This is a genomic window from Pseudomonas cichorii (assembly GCF_018343775.1).
In the GTDB taxonomy this organism is placed as follows: domain Bacteria; phylum Pseudomonadota; class Gammaproteobacteria; order Pseudomonadales; family Pseudomonadaceae; genus Aquipseudomonas; species Aquipseudomonas cichorii.
Genome location: NZ_CP074349.1, coordinates 3825724 through 3844540 on the forward strand (window position 1 = coordinate 3825724; position 18817 = coordinate 3844540).

Genomic DNA, 18817 nt, shown 5'->3' on the forward strand with positions numbered 1-18817 from the left:
CGCTGCCTTGCCCTCCTCGACACAGCCAGTTACTCCAGAATCTCCACCGGCATCCCCACTTCCAGCACACCCGGCCCGTCATTGACCATATTCTGGCCAAACATCACATCCCCCTCGACTTCACGATAAGTCTTGAGAGTCGTCAGAGGCTCACGGTCTTCGCTGCGCTGGCCGGTAGCCGGATCGATGGTGGTCAGGATGCAGCGTGCGCAAGGCTTGAGGATGCGAAACTCCATCTCACCGATGCGGATGCGTTTCCAGTTGTCCTCGGCAAAGGCCTCGGCACCTTCGATGACCAGATTGGGCCTGAAGCGCAGCATCTCCTGAGGACGCCCGATTCTGGCAGACAGATCGTCGAGCGAACCCTGGCCAATGAGCAGCAAGGGGAAACCATCGGCAAACGAAACCTTGTCAGCGCCTGTGCCATAGCCACTGGGCAGCGAGCGTGCGCGATCCACCGGCACATACACCATGCGGGTCGGCTTGCCGATGAATTCGCTGACCCAGGCGGCCGCCTCCTCTCCCGCATCCGGCACCTGCAAGGTATCGCGCCAGACCGTCACACCGCGCAGAGTCGCCTCCACATCGACAGGCAGAGCCACATCCAGAGGCTGGAAACCGGGAGCAGAAAGGGTCACACCACCTGCCGCATTCCACAGAACGGACAGTTGCGACATGTGCGGCAAGGCACGCTGAGTGAAGAACCGTCCGCTGTTTGCGTCCACCAGCATCCAGCGTCGATCGCCTGCCAGCCCCAACTCATCGAACGCTGCGCGCTGCAGCACTTCGGCTTTACAGGATTTGAGGGGGAAACGATAAAGAGAAGCGAGACGTAGCATTGCCTGTTCCTTGGTGGCTCGAAAAACTGCGACATGAAAGTCGCAGCTTATACGAGGCGCCCCAGGCAAAGCAGCAAATGTTTCAGCCGTCGCTGACCATCAACAGGCGCTGGCGTACGACTTCAACCAGTTTGTCGGGCTGGAACTTGGAGAGGAAGTTGTCGCAACCGACCTTCTTGACCATGGATTCGTTGAAACTGCCGGACAATGAGGTGTGCAACACGATGTACAGACTGCGCAGACGCGGGTCGTTGCGGATTTCCGTGGTCAGGCGATAACCGTCCATTTCAGGCATCTCGGCATCGGTAAAGACCATCAGCAGTTTTTCCTCGACGTTCTCCCCGGCGTCCGCCCAGCCCTTGAGCATGTTCAGCGCCTTGAGACCATCGCTGGCCACATGCAGCTTGAGCCCCAGTTGCGAAAGAGTGTCGCGCAATTGGGCCAGAGCCACCTTGGAGTCGTCCACCAGAAGGATTTCACGACCACGAGCCTGCTCCAGAGCCGGATCTTCCAGCTTCTCGCGGGACACCTTGGCGTTGTAGGGCACGATCTCGGCGAGGACTTTTTCCACGTCGATAATCTCCACCAACTGGTCATCGACCTTGCTGATGGCAGTCAGGTAATGCTGGCGACCGGCGCTGGCTGGCGGCGGCATGATTGCATCCCAGTTCATGTTGACGATACGGTCCACGCCGCCGACCAGGAACGCCTGCACGGAGCGGTTGTATTCGGTCACGATGATGGTGCTGCCCGGGCCTGGAACCAGCGGGCGCATGCCGATCGCCTGGGACAGGTCGATCACCGGCAGCGTCTGGCCACGCAGGTTGACCACACCACAGACAAAGGAGTGACGCTGCGGCATCAGGGTCAGCTTGGGTAGCTGGAGCACTTCCTGGACCTTGAACACGTTGATCGCGAACAACTGACGACCGGCAAGGCGAAACATGAGGATTTCCAGGCGATTCTCGCCCACCAGCTGTGTGCGTTGATCTACTGTGTCGAGAATGCCAGCCATTTATAGCTCCTGAAGCGTTGATCACGATGGGTCTGCAGTACCTGTATCGGCTGCAACAGCCCGGACCTTAATAGCCATAAATACAATGTCCAAGCATTGATGTCACATTACCATCATGCTTTACTGATGTCGCACTGCCTGCGGTCAAATATGACAGAAAACTCTTCTTTGACCCCTACAAAAAACAGACTCGACGCATTCGAGCCTAGGGGTACCCCTGAGCCCTTATCAGGGCTGACCTGATATTCTCAACTCCCAATAGCCATTATTGTGACGCCATTCACAGTGAACGAATGGAATCATGCCTGTGTTCGTGTTCCAGTCCGACAACGGTTTGGCGCCACTCAAGGCTTCATTTTTCAGATGTTCACAAGCAATCCTTAAGCAATATTCGGAAACCCCCTACATACATTCATTTGAAATCACCATTAACTGTCGTCCATTCGCTGCGGGCGAAACAAATTCGCTACCTGAAATGCGTGGAGACAGAGGATGCTGAACAGTAATGAGTGGCAGGAAAAACACGATCAGTTCCTTAGCAACTCGCAGAACCTTCTCTGCAAGTCAGAGGAATGCCTGTCACACCTGGAAATGATCGGCGACGATGAAGACGCCATCGAAGGCCTGCTGACCAATCTGCTCAAACTGAGCCTCGAAGCACAGAGCGCTTCGATCGAAAGCCTTGCCGATTTCTCCAGAAAGCTGCAGCAGTGGCTCAGCGAAGCCTGCCAGTACCCGGGCTTTTCGCCGGAAATCCTGAATACGCTGAAAAGCTGCCTGGAATTGATGTCCTGGCAACTGGAACTGATCGATCCGCAAACCGGCGAACTGCTCATGGATTGCGATGAGCAGCAGGCGCTTCTGGCAAAGTTGTCTGAAATCTCCAGTATCAGCGACCAGTAACAGCAGGTTTACAAGCCATCCCTGCCCAAAGCCCCTTCCTTTTTAAACTCTGCAACCCCATGAAAACATCCAGAAACATTATTAAGAATGCCCACCACACATATTGACCGGCAATTTTCTGTTTACAGAAATGCAGGTTAACCATTAAATCGTCCTGCATTGAGACAAGATTACTGACCGGGAATGGACAGACTCTTGAGTTGACGAGCTGTTATACAACTGCCGGATATCGATCCGCACCGACCATACAAGTGGCGCCATTCGTTATGCATGTCAGCAGGAAGCTCTCAGGGTTTCGATACCTGAACACGAAAAACGGCCACTGGCTGACCAATGCACTGTGCATAAGCGCAATCCTGGGCAACATCGGGCTGTTCCTGAGTACCGATGCCCTGCCCCTTCCACTGCTTGCCCTCAACCTGATCACCTTCATCAGTATCTGGCTCACCCAACTGCGCAACCGCCAGCTGATCCAGCTCAAGCCTCAGGAACTGGCCGAACGTATGCTGGAGGTTCAGGAAAGCGAACGTCATCGACTCAGCCGGGAACTGCACGACGACATCGGACAGATGCTCACTGCGGCAAAGATCCAGTGCAACTGGCTGGAGCGTCGCCTGCCCGCAGAGGCGCAATCCCACGGCGCACAGCTGAATGCCATCCTTGAAGAAACCCTGGATAAAGTGCGCGACCTGTCCAGCATTCTCAATCCCCGCCAGCTGTCGAGCCTGGGACTGGAGGCCAGCCTGCGAGCCCATCTGCTGAAGAACCTCAGCGACAGTCAGGTACGCTGGAGCCTGGAGTGTCAGCAGCGGCTGGCCGGCATTCCCGAAGAAATGGCCATGGCCGCCTTTCGTATCGCTCAGGAGGCCGTGACCAACGTGCTGCGTCACTCCCATGCGAAAAACCTGCTGGTGCGCCTGCAGCGCCTGCCCGGCGGGCTTTCGCTCTTTATCTCGGATGACGGCGTCGGCTTCGAGCCAACAGACAACCCCGCAGATGCCGGCCAGCGCGGCATGGCAGGCATGGCCGAACGCGTCGCCTTGCTCAATGGTTCCTGGAGCCTGCACAGCACGCCGGGGCAAGGCACACAGATCGACGTATTGTTTCCCTGGGCCCCTCGTACACACGAGCGGGCCAATGCACACAAGAAGCCTCAATGACTTGCAATCTACTGCTGATCGATGACCACTCGCTGATCAGGGCGGGCGTACGCGCTCTGATTTCAGACATTCCCGGCTACGCCGTCATTGGCGAAGCGGCCGATGGCAGCCAGCTGGCGAGCCTTGCGCTCGAACTGCAACCTGACATCATCCTTCTGGACATTACCATGAAGGACACCAATGGCCTGGATGCTCTGGAGCAACTGCTTGCGGTACAGCCCCACAGCAAAGTGCTGATCATCTCCATGCACACCGACCCCGACACAATCATGGGCGCCCTGGAAATGGGGGCTCACGGCTATCTGCTCAAGGATGCTACCGCCAGAGAGCTGGAGCAGGCGCTGGAAGCCCTGCGCAACGACGAACGCTATCTGAGCCCCGCCATCGCCCATACCGTGATCAACCGGGCCTTGCGCGGTCCGCGCACCAACAGGTCCGAAGCCCTGGACAAATACAATCTCACCGCTCGCCAACTGGAGATACTGCGTCTGGTGGTACGAGGCAAATCCACCCGGGAAATCGCCATTGGACTGGGCCTGAGCATCAAGACCGTGGAGAGTCACCGATCGCAGATCATGAAGCGCCTGCAGATCTACGATGTTGCCGGGTTGGTACTGTTCAGCGTGCGTGAACGGATCATCAGTCTGGACGATTGAGCGCCTGAACCGCTCCGAGTACAGGTGAATTCTTCGGCAGATGGACCTGCAAGGCCGCCGGACGTGCCACGAAACGCAGGTTCTCGCCCGATAGCGGCTCACCATCCAGATTGATGTCCAGCCCCTGGGCAGACTTGAGTTCGACCCAGGGCAAGCGGGCACGTACAAACATGTTGTCGATCCCCAGGCCGCCTTCGAGCAGGCTCTTGAGCGTGCCGACCACTTCCTGGGGCGCTGGCAGGATGCTGATATCCAGCATGCCATCATCGACCATCGCCTCTGGACACAGCACATGTCCGCCTCCGGCCTGACGACCGTTACCGATGCCCAGGGCCAACAGATTGCCACGCCAGTGGAAGTCCGGCCCGACCAGCTCACCGTGAGCAGCATGCAGCTCGCTGAAGCGCGACAGCCCGGTAAACAGATAGGCTGCGCCGCCCAGCACCTTTTTCAGGTCTTCGGACGTATTGGCCGTGACCTGGCTGCCAAAGCCACCGGTGGCCATGTTCAGGAACAATTTGCCGCCGACTTCGCCGAGGTCCACTGCACGCGGCTCCACATCCAGCAGATCCAGCGCGTCAGCCACTTCCAGCGGTACACCAGCAGCCCGGGCGAAATCGTTGGCAGTGCCCAGTGGCAGGATAACCATACTGCTGTTGGTACGAGCCTGGGCCAGCGCTTCGGCTATGTCGCGTACCGTCCCGTCACCGCCTCCGGCAATGATATGCCGGTGCCCTGCGGCCAGCGCCTCGGTGACCAGCCGCTGGGCATCACCGCCCTCCCAGGTCAGTCGCACATCAAGGTCCCAACCTTGTTTGCGCTTTTCCAGCACGGCGTTGCGGACATCCTCGTTAAGCGACTGCTTGCCGTGCAGAATCAGAATCGCTCTGCGTTTTGTCATGACGCCTCCCCATGTTCGATGATCTGTACAGACACAATTTCCGTATAGCACTTGATGTGACCCCGCCGGGCAGGAAAAGGCCCGTCCCTGAGGATAATTTTTTCCGGGGCACCAACAACGCAGGATTACCCGAAATTACTGGGGAAAAAGTCCTCGAAGACCCTGTGCAGCACTATCAAGGGCAAAATAATATCGCCAGAGTGAAACTTTTTTTGTGTCATGAGCTTTACTGTCAAGAACCCCCCATTTGAGGTGGTTAACCTTCAAAATGCAGAGAAACACTTACGCTATCAAAGGCTTTGGATACCTTGAAAGAATTGACAATACTTCAGGAGAACAAGGGAAAAAACCAAAAACGACAAATAAATGGCTTTTCTTAAGACAAATAAATAGAAAAGATATTTTTTTGACTCTACGATATGACGACTGACAGATCATGGACCGGTGCTCGAGCCATGAGTGCCATGTAGTGAGGGAGCTTTATGCGGTTGCAACCAGTCGACAGTCTTTCGCTGACACGCACCAGCCTGGTCGAATACTTCCTTTTAGGCATCCGTCTGATACATGGAGTTTCCTGCATCCTGCCGGGGATGCTGATCCTCGCGATGATGCACAACGGCACTATCGAAAACCTCAAGGACTACGCACTGATGCCGCTGTTCTTCAGTGTCGTCTGCGTCCTGATCTTTCAGGCACTGGGGGTTTACTCCGAAGCGCTGTTCAGCAACGCATTGCGCTTGCGCGTCATTGCTTTCGCCTGGTCTGCCGCCTTTGGCCTCTTGCTGTTCATGCACCAGACCATGGGCTTTTTCGAGCACCTGAGCAACGAGCAACTGATTTTCTGGTACCTCAGCAGCCTGGCTCTGTTCTGCATCGTCCGTTTGCTGATGCTGGTGTTTTTCAAGCACCAGATGCGTAAAGGCATCTTCCTGCAGAACGCCGTGATTCTGGGGGCTACGGAAAACGGCATGCGCCTGGCCGAATACCTGCTTGAGCATCAGGATATCCGTTCGGGGGTAACCGGCTTCATCGATGACCGCATCGGTCGCATGCCCAAGACCGTCGCCAACCTGCCGTTGCTGGGCAACACCAGCGATCTGGAGCGATTGATCCGTGAGGAAAAAGTTACCCAGGTGCTGGTTGCCCTGCCCTGGACTGCCGAAAACCGCATGGACTACATCATTCGCGAACTGCGCAGGCTGCCGGTGAATGTCTTGCTGGTGCCGGACATGATCGCCTTCCGGCACACCCACAATCGCATTACCGAAGTCGCCAAGCTGCCGATGTTCAATGCCTCCGATGTGCCGCTCAATGGCTGGTCGCCGTTCTTCAAGCGTGCCGAAGACATTGTGCTGTCGACCCTGGCGGTGCTGGCGCTGTCACCGGTCATGCTGCTCATCGCCCTGGCAATCAAACTTGATTCTCCGGGCCCGGTGCTGTTCCGGCAAAAACGTTATGGCTACAACAACCGATTGATCGAGGTCTTCAAGTTTCGCTCCATGCATCAGCATCAGGCCGATGCAACCGCCGAGCAACAAACCACCCGAGGTGACGCCAGGGTCACTCGAGTCGGGCGCTTCATACGCAAGACCAGCCTGGATGAGCTGCCACAGTTGTTCAATGTCGTGGCAGGCAGCATGTCGATGGTGGGACCTCGGCCCCATGCAACGGCAACCAAAGCGGCCGGCATTCTCTTCGAGCAAGCGGTGAAGGAGTACACGTCACGCCACAGGGTCAAGCCAGGCATCACCGGCCTGGCACAGATCCATGGCTATCGTGGTGAAACAGACACCGTGGAAAAAATCGAAAAGCGCGTCGAATTCGATCTTGAGTACATAGAAAACTGGTCCGTCTGGTTCGACCTTTACATCCTTATGCGCACTGTTCCGGCAGTGCTCTTCACTCGTGAGGCTTATTGATGAGCAATCTCATCCCCTGCATCATCGCCGGCGGGTCCGGCACCCGACTCTGGCCAGTCTCTCGCGAAGCCATGCCCAAGCCTTTCATGCGCCTTCCCGATGGCGAAAGTCTGCTGCAAAAAACCTTCAAACGCGCCACAGGGCTGCCGGAAGTCGAGCGGCTGCTGACGGTCACCAACCGTGAAGTGTATTTCCGCACAGCTGACGACTATCGCCAGCTCAACAAGACCAGACTGCCTCTGGATTTCATCCTTGAGCCTTTTGGCCGCAACACGGCGGCAGCCATCGCCGCGGCGGCGCTGCATGTGGCCCGGTTGTATGGCGACAACGCCAAGCTGCTGGTGCTGCCCGCCGACCACCTGATCACCGATGTCGACGCCTTCTCAAAAGCGGTAGGAGTCGCCCAGGAACTGGCCGAACAAGGCTGGCTGGTGACCTTCGGGATTCTGCCGACCAAACCGGAAACCGGTTTCGGCTATATCGAAAAAGGCCCGTCACTCAATGCCGAGGGCTATCAGGTCGCACGGTTCGTCGAGAAGCCGGATGAAGCCACTGCCCAGGGTTATGTGGACGGCGGACTGCATCTGTGGAATGCAGGGATGTTCTGCATGCGCGTCGATGCCGTACTGCGCGAACTTGAAATCCATGCTCCCGACGTGCTGAAAGCGGTCAAGGCCTGTCTTGAAAAGAGCATCAGCAAAGAAGGCAACCATGAACTGCAACTGGAACTGGACAGCGAGCTGTTCGGCCAGGTGCCGGACATCTCCATCGATTACGCGCTGATGGAACGCTCGCAGAAAGTCGCCGTGGTGCCGTGCCAGCTGGGCTGGAGCGATATTGGCTCCTGGCAGGCCGTGCGCGAACTCACTGCCGCAGATGCACAGGGCAACCAATGCAATGGCCAGACCGTATTGCATGACGTGACCAACTGCTACATCGACTCGCCGAAACGCCTGGTGGGTGCGGTGGGCCTGGACAATCTGGTCATCATCGATACGCCGGACGCCTTGCTGATCGCCGATGGCACGCGCAGCCAGGACGTGAAAATCATCGCCCAGGAACTCAAGCGCCAGGGTCACGATGCCTATCGCCTGCACCGCACCGTCACCCGGCCATGGGGCACTTACACCGTGCTCGAAGAAGGCAAGCGCTTCAAGATCAAACGTATCGTGGTTCGCCCGCAAGGCTCGCTGTCACTGCAGATGCACCACCATCGCAGCGAACACTGGATCGTGGTCAGCGGCATGGCACGGGTCACCAATGGCGAGCGGGAATTCATGCTCGACACCAATGAGTCGACCTTCATCAAACCCGGCCACACGCACCGTCTGGTCAATCCGGGAGTCATCGATCTGGTGATGATCGAAGTCCAGAGCGGCGAGTATCTGGGGGAAGACGACATCGTGCGTTTCACTGACATTTATGGCCGGGCACCGGAAGCGGCCAAGGCATGAAGTTCGACGGTAAGGACACCATGGCACGTACACACACAACGATGAGGAACTGAACCACCACGCACTGGACAGGCAGTACCGGCCAACATGATTTCTTTACCCGAAAGGGAGCCTTATTCGTGCATGACAGGAGTTCAGGACCGATGAAAAGCATTCTGCTGTTAATCAGCGTATTGCTGCTAAGCGCTTGCAATACCCCCGCCAGGGTCGGCTTGCCCGATGACGAGGCCCAGATAGAGGCCGGTCAGGCGGCTGGCCGGGCTCTGGCGGGCAAACCCTTGCCACCGGAACGGATTCGCCCCGGAGATACCTTGCGTATCGTGCGCAATACCGGGGAGGCGCCATCCATATCGGCGTTCACCGCCAACTCCATCTATGAGCTGACGCTTTTTCAAGTCCTCAATGACGGGACCTTTTCCTATCCCTACATCGGTACGGTCAAGGCGGCCGGCCTGACCCTGCCGCAATTGAACGACGTACTGGAAAGCAAGCTCAAGGATGTCTATCGCGAAACCGCCCTGACCATCAATATTTCCCAGTCACCGGGCAATACCGTCTTCGTGGGCGGCGCGGTACGCAACTCGGTCACTCTGCCAGTCAATGTGGCCACCAATCTGGAGCAGGCCCTGGTCGGCGCCGGCGGGGTCGCACTGGATGCAGATGCCCGTCAGGTGGCGCTGCTGCGCCTTGAAGAAAACGGCCTCTACAAGACCTACTTTTTCGATTACAGCAAGTTTCTCTGGGCAGACGCCGGTGGTCCTCGAGCACCGGTCCTGCTGCAACGCGGCGATGTAGTGTTCGTCCCCAAATCCTCGGTCGGAAACAAGGTGGACGGTGTCAACCTGTACTTCAACCAGTTGATTCCTTTCGCGAAATCGATAGGTCTGGGCATGAATTACGAGTTGCGTAACAACAACTAATCGTCAGGGAAAAGACATGATCAATATCCGTTCATTTCGCGATCTGCTACGCCTGTTTTTTATCTTCAAGCGCGAAGTAAAGATCACCGTGATGGTGACCTTCGTCATCGTCATTCTGGGCGCGTTCCTGCTGCCCAACCGTTATGAGTCCACCGCGCTGTTGCTGGTCAAGCCCGGTCGTGACACCAGCACCGTGCCCATCGAGCTGTCAGACCGCCAGGCGATCGTGGTGCCCAACGGCCTTCGTGACCCGTTGCTGGACGAAGAGCGCATGCTCACCGGTCGCCCGATCATGCGTATGGTGGCCGAGAAGTACCTGAACGAGCTGTCCAAGATCGAGCCTGAAACCGGCGTCATGGCTTCGGTGAAAAACGGCATCAAGTACGTCGTGCGCTCGATCTTCGAGGCGGGTCACAGCGTGCTGCAATTCCTGGGACTTGCGGAAAAGCGCACGCCGGTCGAGCGCATGGCCGAAGACCTGGAGAAGAACTTCAAGGTCCGTCACGAACAGGGCTCATCGGTGATGGAGCTGACCTTCACCTGGAATGACCCGGTGACCGCGCAGATCGTGCTCAAGACCTGGATCGATGAATACCAGTTGCAACGCACCAAGACCCTGGGACGCGTCAGCCTGTACGGATTCTACGAAACCGAAGTCAAGGCGATTGGCGCCAACATCATTTCGTACAAACAACAGATCCAGGGCTATCTGAACCAGTTGGGTGCAGTGAGCATTTCCCAGCGCCTGGCCGATACATCCCAGGGCCTCAATGACCTGCGTACCGAACGCAACAACACCATCCGCGCCATCGCCTCCACCAAGGCCGGACTCGACACGCTGAAGACACAGCTGGCCGCGCAACCCAAGACCGTCTCGGCAGGCCGTGAGCTGGCGTTGAACCCCAACCGCCAGGACCTGCAAAACCGTATCAACGGCAAGGAAGTCGAGCGTCAGGAACTGCTGCGCTCGTTCAAGGAACAGGCGCCACCGGTGCGTGCCGCCAACGAGGAAATCAACAACCTCAAGCAACTGCTCAAGGAACAGGACGCAACCATCCAGCGCTCCGAAAGCATCACGCCAAACCCTATCTATAACCGCATGCAGAACGTGTATGCCGATCAGCAGACCAGCTACGCCCGCCTGCAAACCCAACTGGCACAGCAGAACGCGCAACTGGCCCAACTGGAAAGCGACCGTCAGTTGGCACTGAAACTGGAGCCTGAGCTTTCGCGCTTGCAGAACGAGCTGGATGCCGCCCAGAAAAGCTACGCGCTCTACACCGACAGCCTGGAAAAGGCGCGCATCGACCGCGAACTGGATAACAGCCAGATCAGCAACATCGCCACCATCGAAGACGCTACGTTCAACGCCAGCCGGGTCTTCCCGAAAAGTCTGTTGATGCTGCTGCTGGCCTTCCCGTTGAGCGTTGTCGTGGGTTTCCTGGCGTTGTACTTCTTCTACTTGCTGGATCAGCGCATCCACGATGGCGACAAGATCGAAGGACGTTTTGGCGTACCGGTCTGGACCAGCCTTCCGGATCTGGAACGTGCCCAGGATCGCAGTGCAGCCCTGACGGCCAACCTGCACCGGATCTACGGCATCCTGCCTCTGGGTCAGGTTGCGCAAAAAGGCCTGGCCATCGGTTTTACCTCCGTGCATAGGGGCGAAGGGGTGAACTTTGTCATCTCGCGCCTGAGTACGCTGCTGACCGAACAAGGCCATAGCGTACGCACTGAAGGCCGTGGGCCGGCCAAACCGGGAGAGATCGTGTTGATCAATGCTTCGGGTGTTTACGGCAACCAGGAGGCTTTTGTCCTGCTGCGAGATGCCGATCAGATCGTGTTGGTGGTGCGTGCCGAGCAGACCACCGTGCCGATGCTCGAAGATGCCCTGACCACCCTGAACACTGCGTTCAAGAAGGTCGACGGCGTGATCCTCAACCGTCGCCGCTTTGAAGTACCGGAGCACGTCCTGAAGTTCCTGAAGCGCATCGGGAGCCGTGCCTGATGCAAATTGCCCTGCTCGCCCCGCTGCCACCGGAGCAGAACGGTATCGCCGATTATGCCGGGCATCTCAAGCATGCCCTGCAAGAGCTGGGCGTGCAGGTGCGCACGCCCTTGCAGGGGATCGGCAACGATCCTCGCCAGGCCGAACAACGTGTCGCCGAAACCGACTGGAGCGGCATCGACCTGGTCCATGCCGAGCTGGGCGGCGGACGGCTGGCAGAATTTCAGGCATTGCGGGCGTTGCGTCAGCGCTTCCCTCATTTGCCACTGACCGCCACCGTGCATGATCCGGAGCGTCTTGTATGGCGCCGGGAAAAACTGCCATGGCCATTATCCCTGGCCAGCAACATGCGCTCTCCCCTGCCGGAAATCGCCACGGTACTGGCCGACCCGTTATGCCTGCGCGAAGAGCGTCAACTGGCAAGAAGCATGACCCGTCTGATCACCCTGACTCAGGCCGGCAGTCAGAGCCTGAAACAGCGCATGGGACTGGAGCAGTCGCAGATGGCCGTGATCAGTCATGGCAACCTGGCAATCGAACCGGTGCCATTGCCGGCCTTGCAGCCTCTGCGGTTGCTGTATTTCGGCTTCATCTATCGCGGCAAGGGTATCGAGGATCTTCTGGATGCTCTGGCCAATGTCTTTGTCGCCCAGCCGCAATTGCGTTCCACTGTGCGACTGACACTGGCCGGTGGCAGCGAACCGGAAATGGCCTTCGGGCCGTCGGGCAGCTATCTGGATCAGTTGCGTCTGCGCATCCGGCAACTGGGTCTGGCGGACCTGGTGGACTGGCAACTCGACCTGCCCGCCGAACAGATCGCCCATGTCATCCAGGCCCATCATGTGATGGTCCTTCCCTATCGCGAGTCCAGCAAACTGAAGCTTCTGGGCAAGCTGCGCGGCACCAGCGGCGCGCTGTCATGGGCCACCGCCTGCGGTCGCGGAGTCATCACGTCGGATGCCCGCTCGTTTGCCGAAGAAGTCTCCCATGGCAACGGCATGATCTACCCTCAGGGCGATGTAGCGGCCCTGACCGAGGCATTGAATCGTATCTGCGCGGCACCACGGATGGCCATCGAGTGGTCCGAAAACGCTACGCGCATAGGCAAGACCCGGGTCTGGAGTCAGACGGCAGAACGTTTCAGGGATGTATTCCGGCAGGCATGCGAGGTGAACTGATATGCGGCGCACATCAAGATCATGGCTGGCCATCGCGGTACTGCTGACAAGCGCGATGACTCTGGGAACCGTCGCTCAGGCAGCGACCGTTCTGCAGGCACCGCGCGCGGTGGTCTGGAAGGACTTTCTGGGCGTCAACGTGCAGTTCCAGTATTTCGCCCCGGAGAACTATCAGCAGCAGATGGAGCGTCTGGACGCACTGGGGCTGAACTGGGTGCGACTGACCATTCACTGGCCAATCATCGAGCCGGTCCAGGATCAGTACAACCTCACGGATCTTGATAACGCCATGGCTGCCATCAAAAGCCATCGCTACAACACCCTCGCCTATCTGGTGGGCTCGGCCCCCTTCGCCAGCAGTTCGGTTTCTACCGCGGCGAGTCGTGATCAGTATCCTCCGCTGGACTTCAACGTCTTCGCCTCACGCATGGCGGCACTGGCCCAGCGTTATCCTCATGTCGGCAACTGGCAGGTCTGGAATGAGCCAAACATCATCTGGCTGCCCCAGGCCGACCCGGTTGCCTACAGTAATCTGCTGTTCACCACCGCCAATGCGATCCGTTCTGTCATGCCGGACAAGACCATCGTGACAGCCGGCATGGCCTACTACAGCCAGATGCAGCACCGCTCGGGCTACATGCTGCAGACGCTGGTGGAAAACGGCTTGGGTTCGCAGAACATTGTGGCGGCCTATCACCCTTACTCCGAATACCCCGAAGGCGACTCGGTCGCGGATCGGGATTTCCTGGTGCGCTCCAATGCCATGAACCAGTTGCTGCACAGCAATGGCGTGTCACAGGTCTGGGCCACCGAATGGGGCTGGTCGAGCTATGCCGGCCCGGTGGAAATGCAGGCCATCATCGGCACTCAGGGCCAGGCCGACTACACCCTGCGCCGCCTGGCACTGATGAGCGCCCTGGATTTCCAGCGCATCTTCCTGTTCAACCTCAGCGATCTGGACGAACGCGCCAGCGCCCGCGATCAGGGTTACGGCCTGCTCGATCTGCAAGCCAACCCCAAACCGGTCTATACCGCGCTGCAAAACTTTCTGAACATCACCGGGCCGCGCCTGGAGCCAGCCGCCCCGCCAACCGTCAGCACTGTCCCCAATGACCTGTTTGCCGTGCCATGGACACGCAGCGACGGCAAACGCCTGCTGATGTTCTGGAGCGCCACCGGCACCACCTTGAATTTTCCGCAAATCCATGAGGGCATCGTGCATGACCCGCTGACCGGCACCCACATTCCATTATCCGGTAGCCAGGGCATCAGCCTGGCCCTTAAACCCACCCTGCAAATTCTGGAATGGAATCCATAATCATGCGAATTCTATGGACACTGCCTTACCTGCCCTGGCCCACCACCAGCGGTGGCAAGACCCGCGAGTACCATCTGCTGCGCAATCTGGCGGCACGCGGGCACCGCATCACCCTGCTGGTGCAATCCAAGACCCCGCTGGACGATGCCTGTCGCAGCGCCCTGGAACCCTGGCTGGAACGCCTGATCGTCATTGACCGGCGCCCGCTGCTCAGCCTGCGCACCCTGCTGGCCGTGGCCTTCGCGCCACCGCCGATGCTGGCCAGCGTCAACGGTTATGCACCGGAACTGGAACAGACTTTTGAAAAGCTGATCGAAGAAGACTGGGACATCATTCAGCTCCAGCACACCTATGCCTTTCAACCATTTGAAGGGCCGCTAAAGCGCTCAGGCAAACCATTCGTGCTCACTGAGCACAATGTCGAATCGGCGCTGGGCGCGGCGAGTTATGACCGTCTGCCCCGCTGGGCCAGCTTCTTTGCCGTCTATGACCGCTGGCGCTACCGGCGCTGGGAACTGCGGGTTTTCCGCCAGACCAGCGAGCTGGTCGCAGTCACCGAAGAGGATGCCAAGGTGCTTTCGCGCCTGAGTGGCCGGGCCACGTCCATCGCGGTCAACAGCGTGGATTGCAGCTACTACGCCAATGTTCATGCAGACCGCTACAACCGCCGCCTGCTGTTCATCGGCAACTACGAATACGGCCCTAACGTGGATGCCATCGAGTGGGCGCTGGACGAAATCATGCCACTGGTCTGGGAGCTGTCACCCACCGTGCGCTTTGCCGTGGGCGGTTTTGGCATGCCCGAGTCCTGGCGCGAGCGCTGGCCCGACCAGCGCATCGAATGGCTGGGTTTCGTGCCGGACCTGCGAGCCCTGCAAAGCAGTTCCTCAATGTTTTTCGCGCCCCTGCGCCAGGGTGGCGGCTCGAAGCTGAAGATTCTGGAGTCCATGGCTGCCGGCCTGCCCGTGGTCACGACCGGGCAAGGCGTTTCAGGCCTGGACGTCACCCATGGCGAGCATTACCTTGGCAGCGAAGAACCAGCACAACTGGCGCGTCTGATCGCCGACAACATCGACAGCCCTGCACGCCTCATCCAGATAGGCGAAGCCGGACGTGCCTACGTGCGCTCACGGCACGACTGGTCGGTTTCGGCCGCCCAGCTGGAAGGCATCTACACCCGAATTTCGCCCCCAAGCAAGGATCTCGCACATGCGTATCGGACTTGATTACCGCGCTGCGGCCGGTTACCCCGTCAGCGGCATCGGCCGCCAGAACTTCGCGCTGGAAGAAGCCTTTCGTGCTCACCCCGATGTGCAACTGCAATTGTTCGGGGTTGCCCCTTATGATCATCCGATCCGGCGCCTGATCCACACGCCACGATGGGCCACCCCGCTCAACTCCGTGCATCGCCTGCCGGATCGTCTGGGCTTTGAAGGCCTGTACCTGCCCAAGGCCTTGCGCGACACCGAAGTCCAGATCTACGTTGCCAATATCAACATGGGTTTGCCGCTGGGGCGCAAGCCTTCCAACGTACGCTACGTGCTGCAGTTGCATGACCTGTTCCAGATCACCCAGAAGAACAATCATGGCTCGCGCCTCAAGGCCGCGTTCTATCGCCTGACCGACTACCTTTCGATTGCCTACTCCCTGAGAGTCGCCGATGTGGTGTGGGTACCCTCGCAATTCACTGCCAATGAAGTCATCCGCCTGTTCCCCTCAGCCAGGAAAAAGCTGCGCATCGTGCCGCTGCTGGTTGAAGGCTTCAAAGATGAGCCAGCGGACATTGCCGCATTGCAATTGCCCGAGCGGTACTGGCTGTGTGTCGGTACCCGGGAGCCGCGCAAGAACATTGCCTGGTTCGTTGACGCCTGGCAGAACGCCCGCCTGCAGTTCCCCACCGTGCCGGACCTGGTACTGGTCGGTGGTAGCGAACCCTTGAACGAGTCCCAGCGCCGCCTGCCAGGATTGCATGTGCTCACCGGCATCAGCGACAGCGAATTGCATGCGGTCTATCGCAACGCTGATCGCCTCTGGCAACCCTCGTATGCCGAAGGCTTCGGACTGCCAGTGATCGAGGCCCTCAAAGTCGGTACGCGGGTTGCGGTAGCCACCGGCTCGTCTCTGGATGAAATCACGCCACCGGACAGCCCGCGATTCTCGCCCACCAACAGCCCGGCACTGGTGCAACTGATGGGTGAACTGTCCACGGCCCCTGAAGAGGACCCCGAAATCTCAAGGACCTGGGCGACCTATTACGCTCCCGAAGCTTTCTACAAACGCCTGCATGAAGCTCTCGAGGAGTTGCGCTGATGCCGGTAGCGATGCCACTCGGATTGTTTTTCGGCCTGGTCTTCGGAGTCCTGATCTGGCTGCTGCCAGCCTCCAAGGTCCTGCTGATAGCGGTCGGGACAGCGTCCATCATTACCGTAATCCGCCAGCCCGTCCGCGGGTTGCTGCTTTTCTGTGTGATCGGTGCCTTCATTCCCTATTCCACGGTACAGATCGGTATTCGCACCACGGTATCCGAAGCCCTGATCATGCTGACCTGGGCCAGCTATCTGTTGCAGGCCATGTTCTTCGAGCAGCACCGCGTGCCGAAGATGATGCGTACCGAGCGTCTGTTGCTGGCGCTGATGCTGTTCAGCGCTTTCCCGTTCCTGATCGGCCAGCTCACCATCGTTTCCGACGGCAACGGCCCGATCAACTGGGTACGCTGGCTGTTCAACCTGTCAATCCTGTTTCTGGTGCCGCGTCTTCTGCACGATGGCAAGACACTGGAGCAGGTGATCATCGCGATACTCACCGGCACCCTGATGATGCTGGTGCTGTCGATTCCGACTTATGTCATCAGTGGTTCGGCGTCGGCCATAACGCCGATTCTGGCGATCATGGGTTACGGCGGCCTCGACGTGTTGAGCGAGAGCCTGCTGTCGCTGTCCAGTCGCATGGGTTCACCGTGGCTGCACCCCAACGTGGCCGGTGGCGCCATGGCGATGATCCTGCCGATTGCATTCTGCTTCGGTATCACCCGCAGCGGCGGGCCGCGCTCCCTGGGCCTGCTCGTTGCGGCACTGGGCGCCATCGGCCTGCTGCTGACCGGCTCACGGGGCGCACTGGTGAGCCTGATGGCAGTCATGCTGTGGATGGCGCGTCGCCGCCTGCCGTATCTCGGTCGCCTGCTGATAGGGGGCGCCATCGGGGGCGTGCTGTTGCTGATGTTCTATCCGCCGTTGCAGGACCGTCTCATGGGACTGTTCAGCAACGACGACACCAGTACCGCCATCCGCTTCCTGGAGTACACGCACTTCCCGCAGGCCATGGCCCTGTTTCCGTTCGGCATCGGTTTCAAGATCGACCCTCCCGTGCCGGGCTACACCCAGTTCGGTATTTCCAACCTGTGGCTGAACTTCATCTACAAGATGGGCATTCCCGGCATGTTGCTGTTCATTGCCGTCACCCTGAGCTGGTGGAAGGAAGTACGCCCGACACCCGGCAAGATCACCCTCACCCCTGACAACGCCATTGGCCTGGGTTGCACGGTCGGCGTGCTTTCTGCGCTGTTCAGCGGTCTGTTCGATCACTATTTCAGCTTTACCAGCGTGCTGGTCGCACTGTTCTGGCTGTTCGTCGGCATCAGCCTGCATGAAGCCAAGCGCCTGCGCACCAAGGCTGCTAGCCCTTTGAAATCCCCCGCCGCCTCAACCGACCTGGGAACACCGCAATGAAACACCGCATGATGCATTCGCATAACCTCAGAGAGGCCCTTCCCGACTACGCCCGCAAGATGGGCGTGGACCTGGAGGAACTGCAGGCCGCCTACCAGTGGATGCTGGACAACGAGGTGTGCTTTGAAACCCGGATCAAGAACACGACCCTGTCCTTTATCTGCTACCTGAATATCGAGCCGCGCATCGAACACCCTCTGGCCCGGCGTTTCTATCGCCTGCTGGCCAGCGAAACCCTGGGCGCGCTGATTCCCCTGTACGGCATCAATTGGCCGACCTTACGCGACCGCATGCTGCGCACCTGGGAGCAGATCTACAACATCCTGATCTGCAAGATTCCCAGCCACACCTTGCGCCTGCTCTGGCTGCGCATGGGAGGTGCCAAGATCGGCAAGGGGTCGACAGTCTGGCGCAATACCGAAGTGCTGGGCGTGGACAGCCTGCGCATCGGCAACGACTCCACCGTCGGCTGGCACTGTCAGCTGGATGCCCGTGGCGGTCTGGTGATAGGCGATCATGTGACCATCGCCTCCCATGTGCTGATCATCGCAGGCGGACACGACCTCAACGAGCCCGAATTCTGGGCGGTGGGCGGTCCGGTATTGATTGGCGACTACGCCTGGATCTGTAGCCGCGCCCTGCTCTCGTTCGGCGCCAATATCGGTGAAGGTGCAGTGGTGGGCGGCGGCAGCGTGGTGTCCAAGCCGATCCCGGACTACGCCATCGTCAGCGGACCGAACGCGGAAATCAAAGGCGAACGCGCCCGCAACCTCAAGTACAAAGTGGGCGGCAAAGGCCTGTTCACTTTGTTCCATTAAGCC

16 protein-coding genes are annotated in these 18817 nt (G+C 58.7%); 13 read left to right on the forward strand and 3 right to left on the reverse strand.

What is annotated here, in order from left to right:
- Positions 1-29: 29 nt before the first annotated feature.
- Together KGD89_RS15850 and KGD89_RS15855 are read right to left on the reverse strand one after the other, a co-directional pair.
- Positions 30-839, reverse strand: a complete 810-nt coding sequence (locus KGD89_RS15850) for an MOSC domain-containing protein (protein WP_025260748.1) — start codon at positions 837-839, stop codon at positions 30-32.
- A gap of 82 nt (positions 840-921) precedes the next feature.
- Complete coding sequence (locus KGD89_RS15855; protein WP_025260749.1) at positions 922-1854, reverse strand: chemotaxis protein CheV; 933 nt, start codon at positions 1852-1854, stop codon at positions 922-924.
- 492 nt (positions 1855-2346) lie between these two features.
- Here KGD89_RS15855 and KGD89_RS15860 point away from each other — a divergent pair, with 492 nt between their 5' ends.
- The 3 genes from KGD89_RS15860 (at position 2347) to KGD89_RS15870 (ending at position 4573) form a co-directional block, all read left to right on the forward strand.
- Positions 2347-2757, forward strand: a complete 411-nt coding sequence (locus KGD89_RS15860) for a hypothetical protein (RefSeq protein ID WP_038399922.1) — start codon at positions 2347-2349, stop codon at positions 2755-2757.
- Between the two features lie 266 nt (positions 2758-3023).
- Positions 3024-3917 (forward strand): sensor histidine kinase, encoded by an 894-nt coding sequence (locus KGD89_RS15865; protein WP_025260750.1) that lies wholly within the window; start codon positions 3024-3026, stop codon positions 3915-3917.
- Positions 3914-4573, forward strand: coding sequence for a response regulator (locus tag KGD89_RS15870; protein ID WP_025260751.1), 660 nt, complete (start codon positions 3914-3916; stop codon positions 4571-4573). Before KGD89_RS15865 ends, KGD89_RS15870 begins: the two co-directional genes overlap by 4 nt.
- On the opposite strand, the gene yegS is transcribed toward KGD89_RS15870, so the two are convergent.
- Positions 4557-5474 carry a lipid kinase YegS gene (yegS, locus tag KGD89_RS15875; protein WP_025260752.1) on the reverse strand — a complete coding sequence of 306 codons (918 nt, stop codon included), beginning with the start codon at positions 5472-5474 and terminating at the stop codon, positions 4557-4559. The two genes, KGD89_RS15870 and yegS, sit on opposite strands and share 17 nt — an antisense overlap.
- 482 nt (positions 5475-5956) lie before the next feature.
- Here yegS and KGD89_RS15880 point away from each other — a divergent pair, with 482 nt between their 5' ends.
- From KGD89_RS15880 to KGD89_RS15925, 10 genes are all read left to right on the forward strand, one after another.
- Complete coding sequence (locus KGD89_RS15880; protein ID WP_025260754.1) at positions 5957-7393, forward strand: undecaprenyl-phosphate glucose phosphotransferase; 1437 nt, start codon at positions 5957-5959, stop codon at positions 7391-7393.
- Positions 7393-8847 carry a mannose-1-phosphate guanylyltransferase/mannose-6-phosphate isomerase gene (locus tag KGD89_RS15885; RefSeq protein WP_025260755.1) on the forward strand — a complete coding sequence of 485 codons (1455 nt, stop codon included), beginning with the start codon at positions 7393-7395 and terminating at the stop codon, positions 8845-8847. The genes KGD89_RS15880 and KGD89_RS15885 overlap by 1 nt, the downstream gene beginning before the upstream one ends.
- A gap of 143 nt (positions 8848-8990) precedes the next feature.
- Positions 8991-9767, forward strand: a complete 777-nt coding sequence (locus KGD89_RS15890) for a polysaccharide biosynthesis/export family protein (protein WP_025260756.1) — start codon at positions 8991-8993, stop codon at positions 9765-9767.
- Positions 9768-9783: 16 nt separating this feature from the next.
- A complete protein-coding gene (locus KGD89_RS15895) occupies positions 9784-11775 on the forward strand; it encodes an exopolysaccharide transport family protein (protein ID WP_025260757.1) in 1992 nt (663 codons plus the stop codon).
- A complete protein-coding gene (locus KGD89_RS15900; protein WP_025260758.1) occupies positions 11775-12953 on the forward strand; it encodes a glycosyltransferase in 1179 nt (392 codons plus the stop codon). Before KGD89_RS15895 ends, KGD89_RS15900 begins: the two co-directional genes overlap by 1 nt.
- Position 12954: 1 nt before the next feature.
- The gene (locus KGD89_RS15905) at positions 12955-14271 is read left to right on the forward strand and encodes a cellulase family glycosylhydrolase (protein WP_025260759.1); all 1317 of its coding nucleotides are present in this window, start codon (positions 12955-12957) and stop codon (positions 14269-14271) included.
- 2 nt (positions 14272-14273) lie between these two features.
- Complete coding sequence (locus KGD89_RS15910) at positions 14274-15497, forward strand: glycosyltransferase family 4 protein (RefSeq protein WP_025260760.1); 1224 nt, start codon at positions 14274-14276, stop codon at positions 15495-15497.
- A complete protein-coding gene (locus KGD89_RS15915; protein WP_025260761.1) occupies positions 15481-16581 on the forward strand; it encodes a glycosyltransferase family 4 protein in 1101 nt (366 codons plus the stop codon). The genes KGD89_RS15910 and KGD89_RS15915 overlap by 17 nt, the downstream gene beginning before the upstream one ends.
- Entirely contained in the window at positions 16581-17996 is a 1416-nt protein-coding gene (locus tag KGD89_RS15920; RefSeq protein ID WP_025260762.1) for an O-antigen ligase family protein, read from the forward strand. Before KGD89_RS15915 ends, KGD89_RS15920 begins: the two co-directional genes overlap by 1 nt.
- Positions 17993-18814, forward strand: a complete 822-nt coding sequence (locus KGD89_RS15925) for an acyltransferase (protein ID WP_025260763.1) — start codon at positions 17993-17995, stop codon at positions 18812-18814. The genes KGD89_RS15920 and KGD89_RS15925 overlap by 4 nt, the downstream gene beginning before the upstream one ends.
- Positions 18815-18817: the final 3 nt, after the last annotated feature.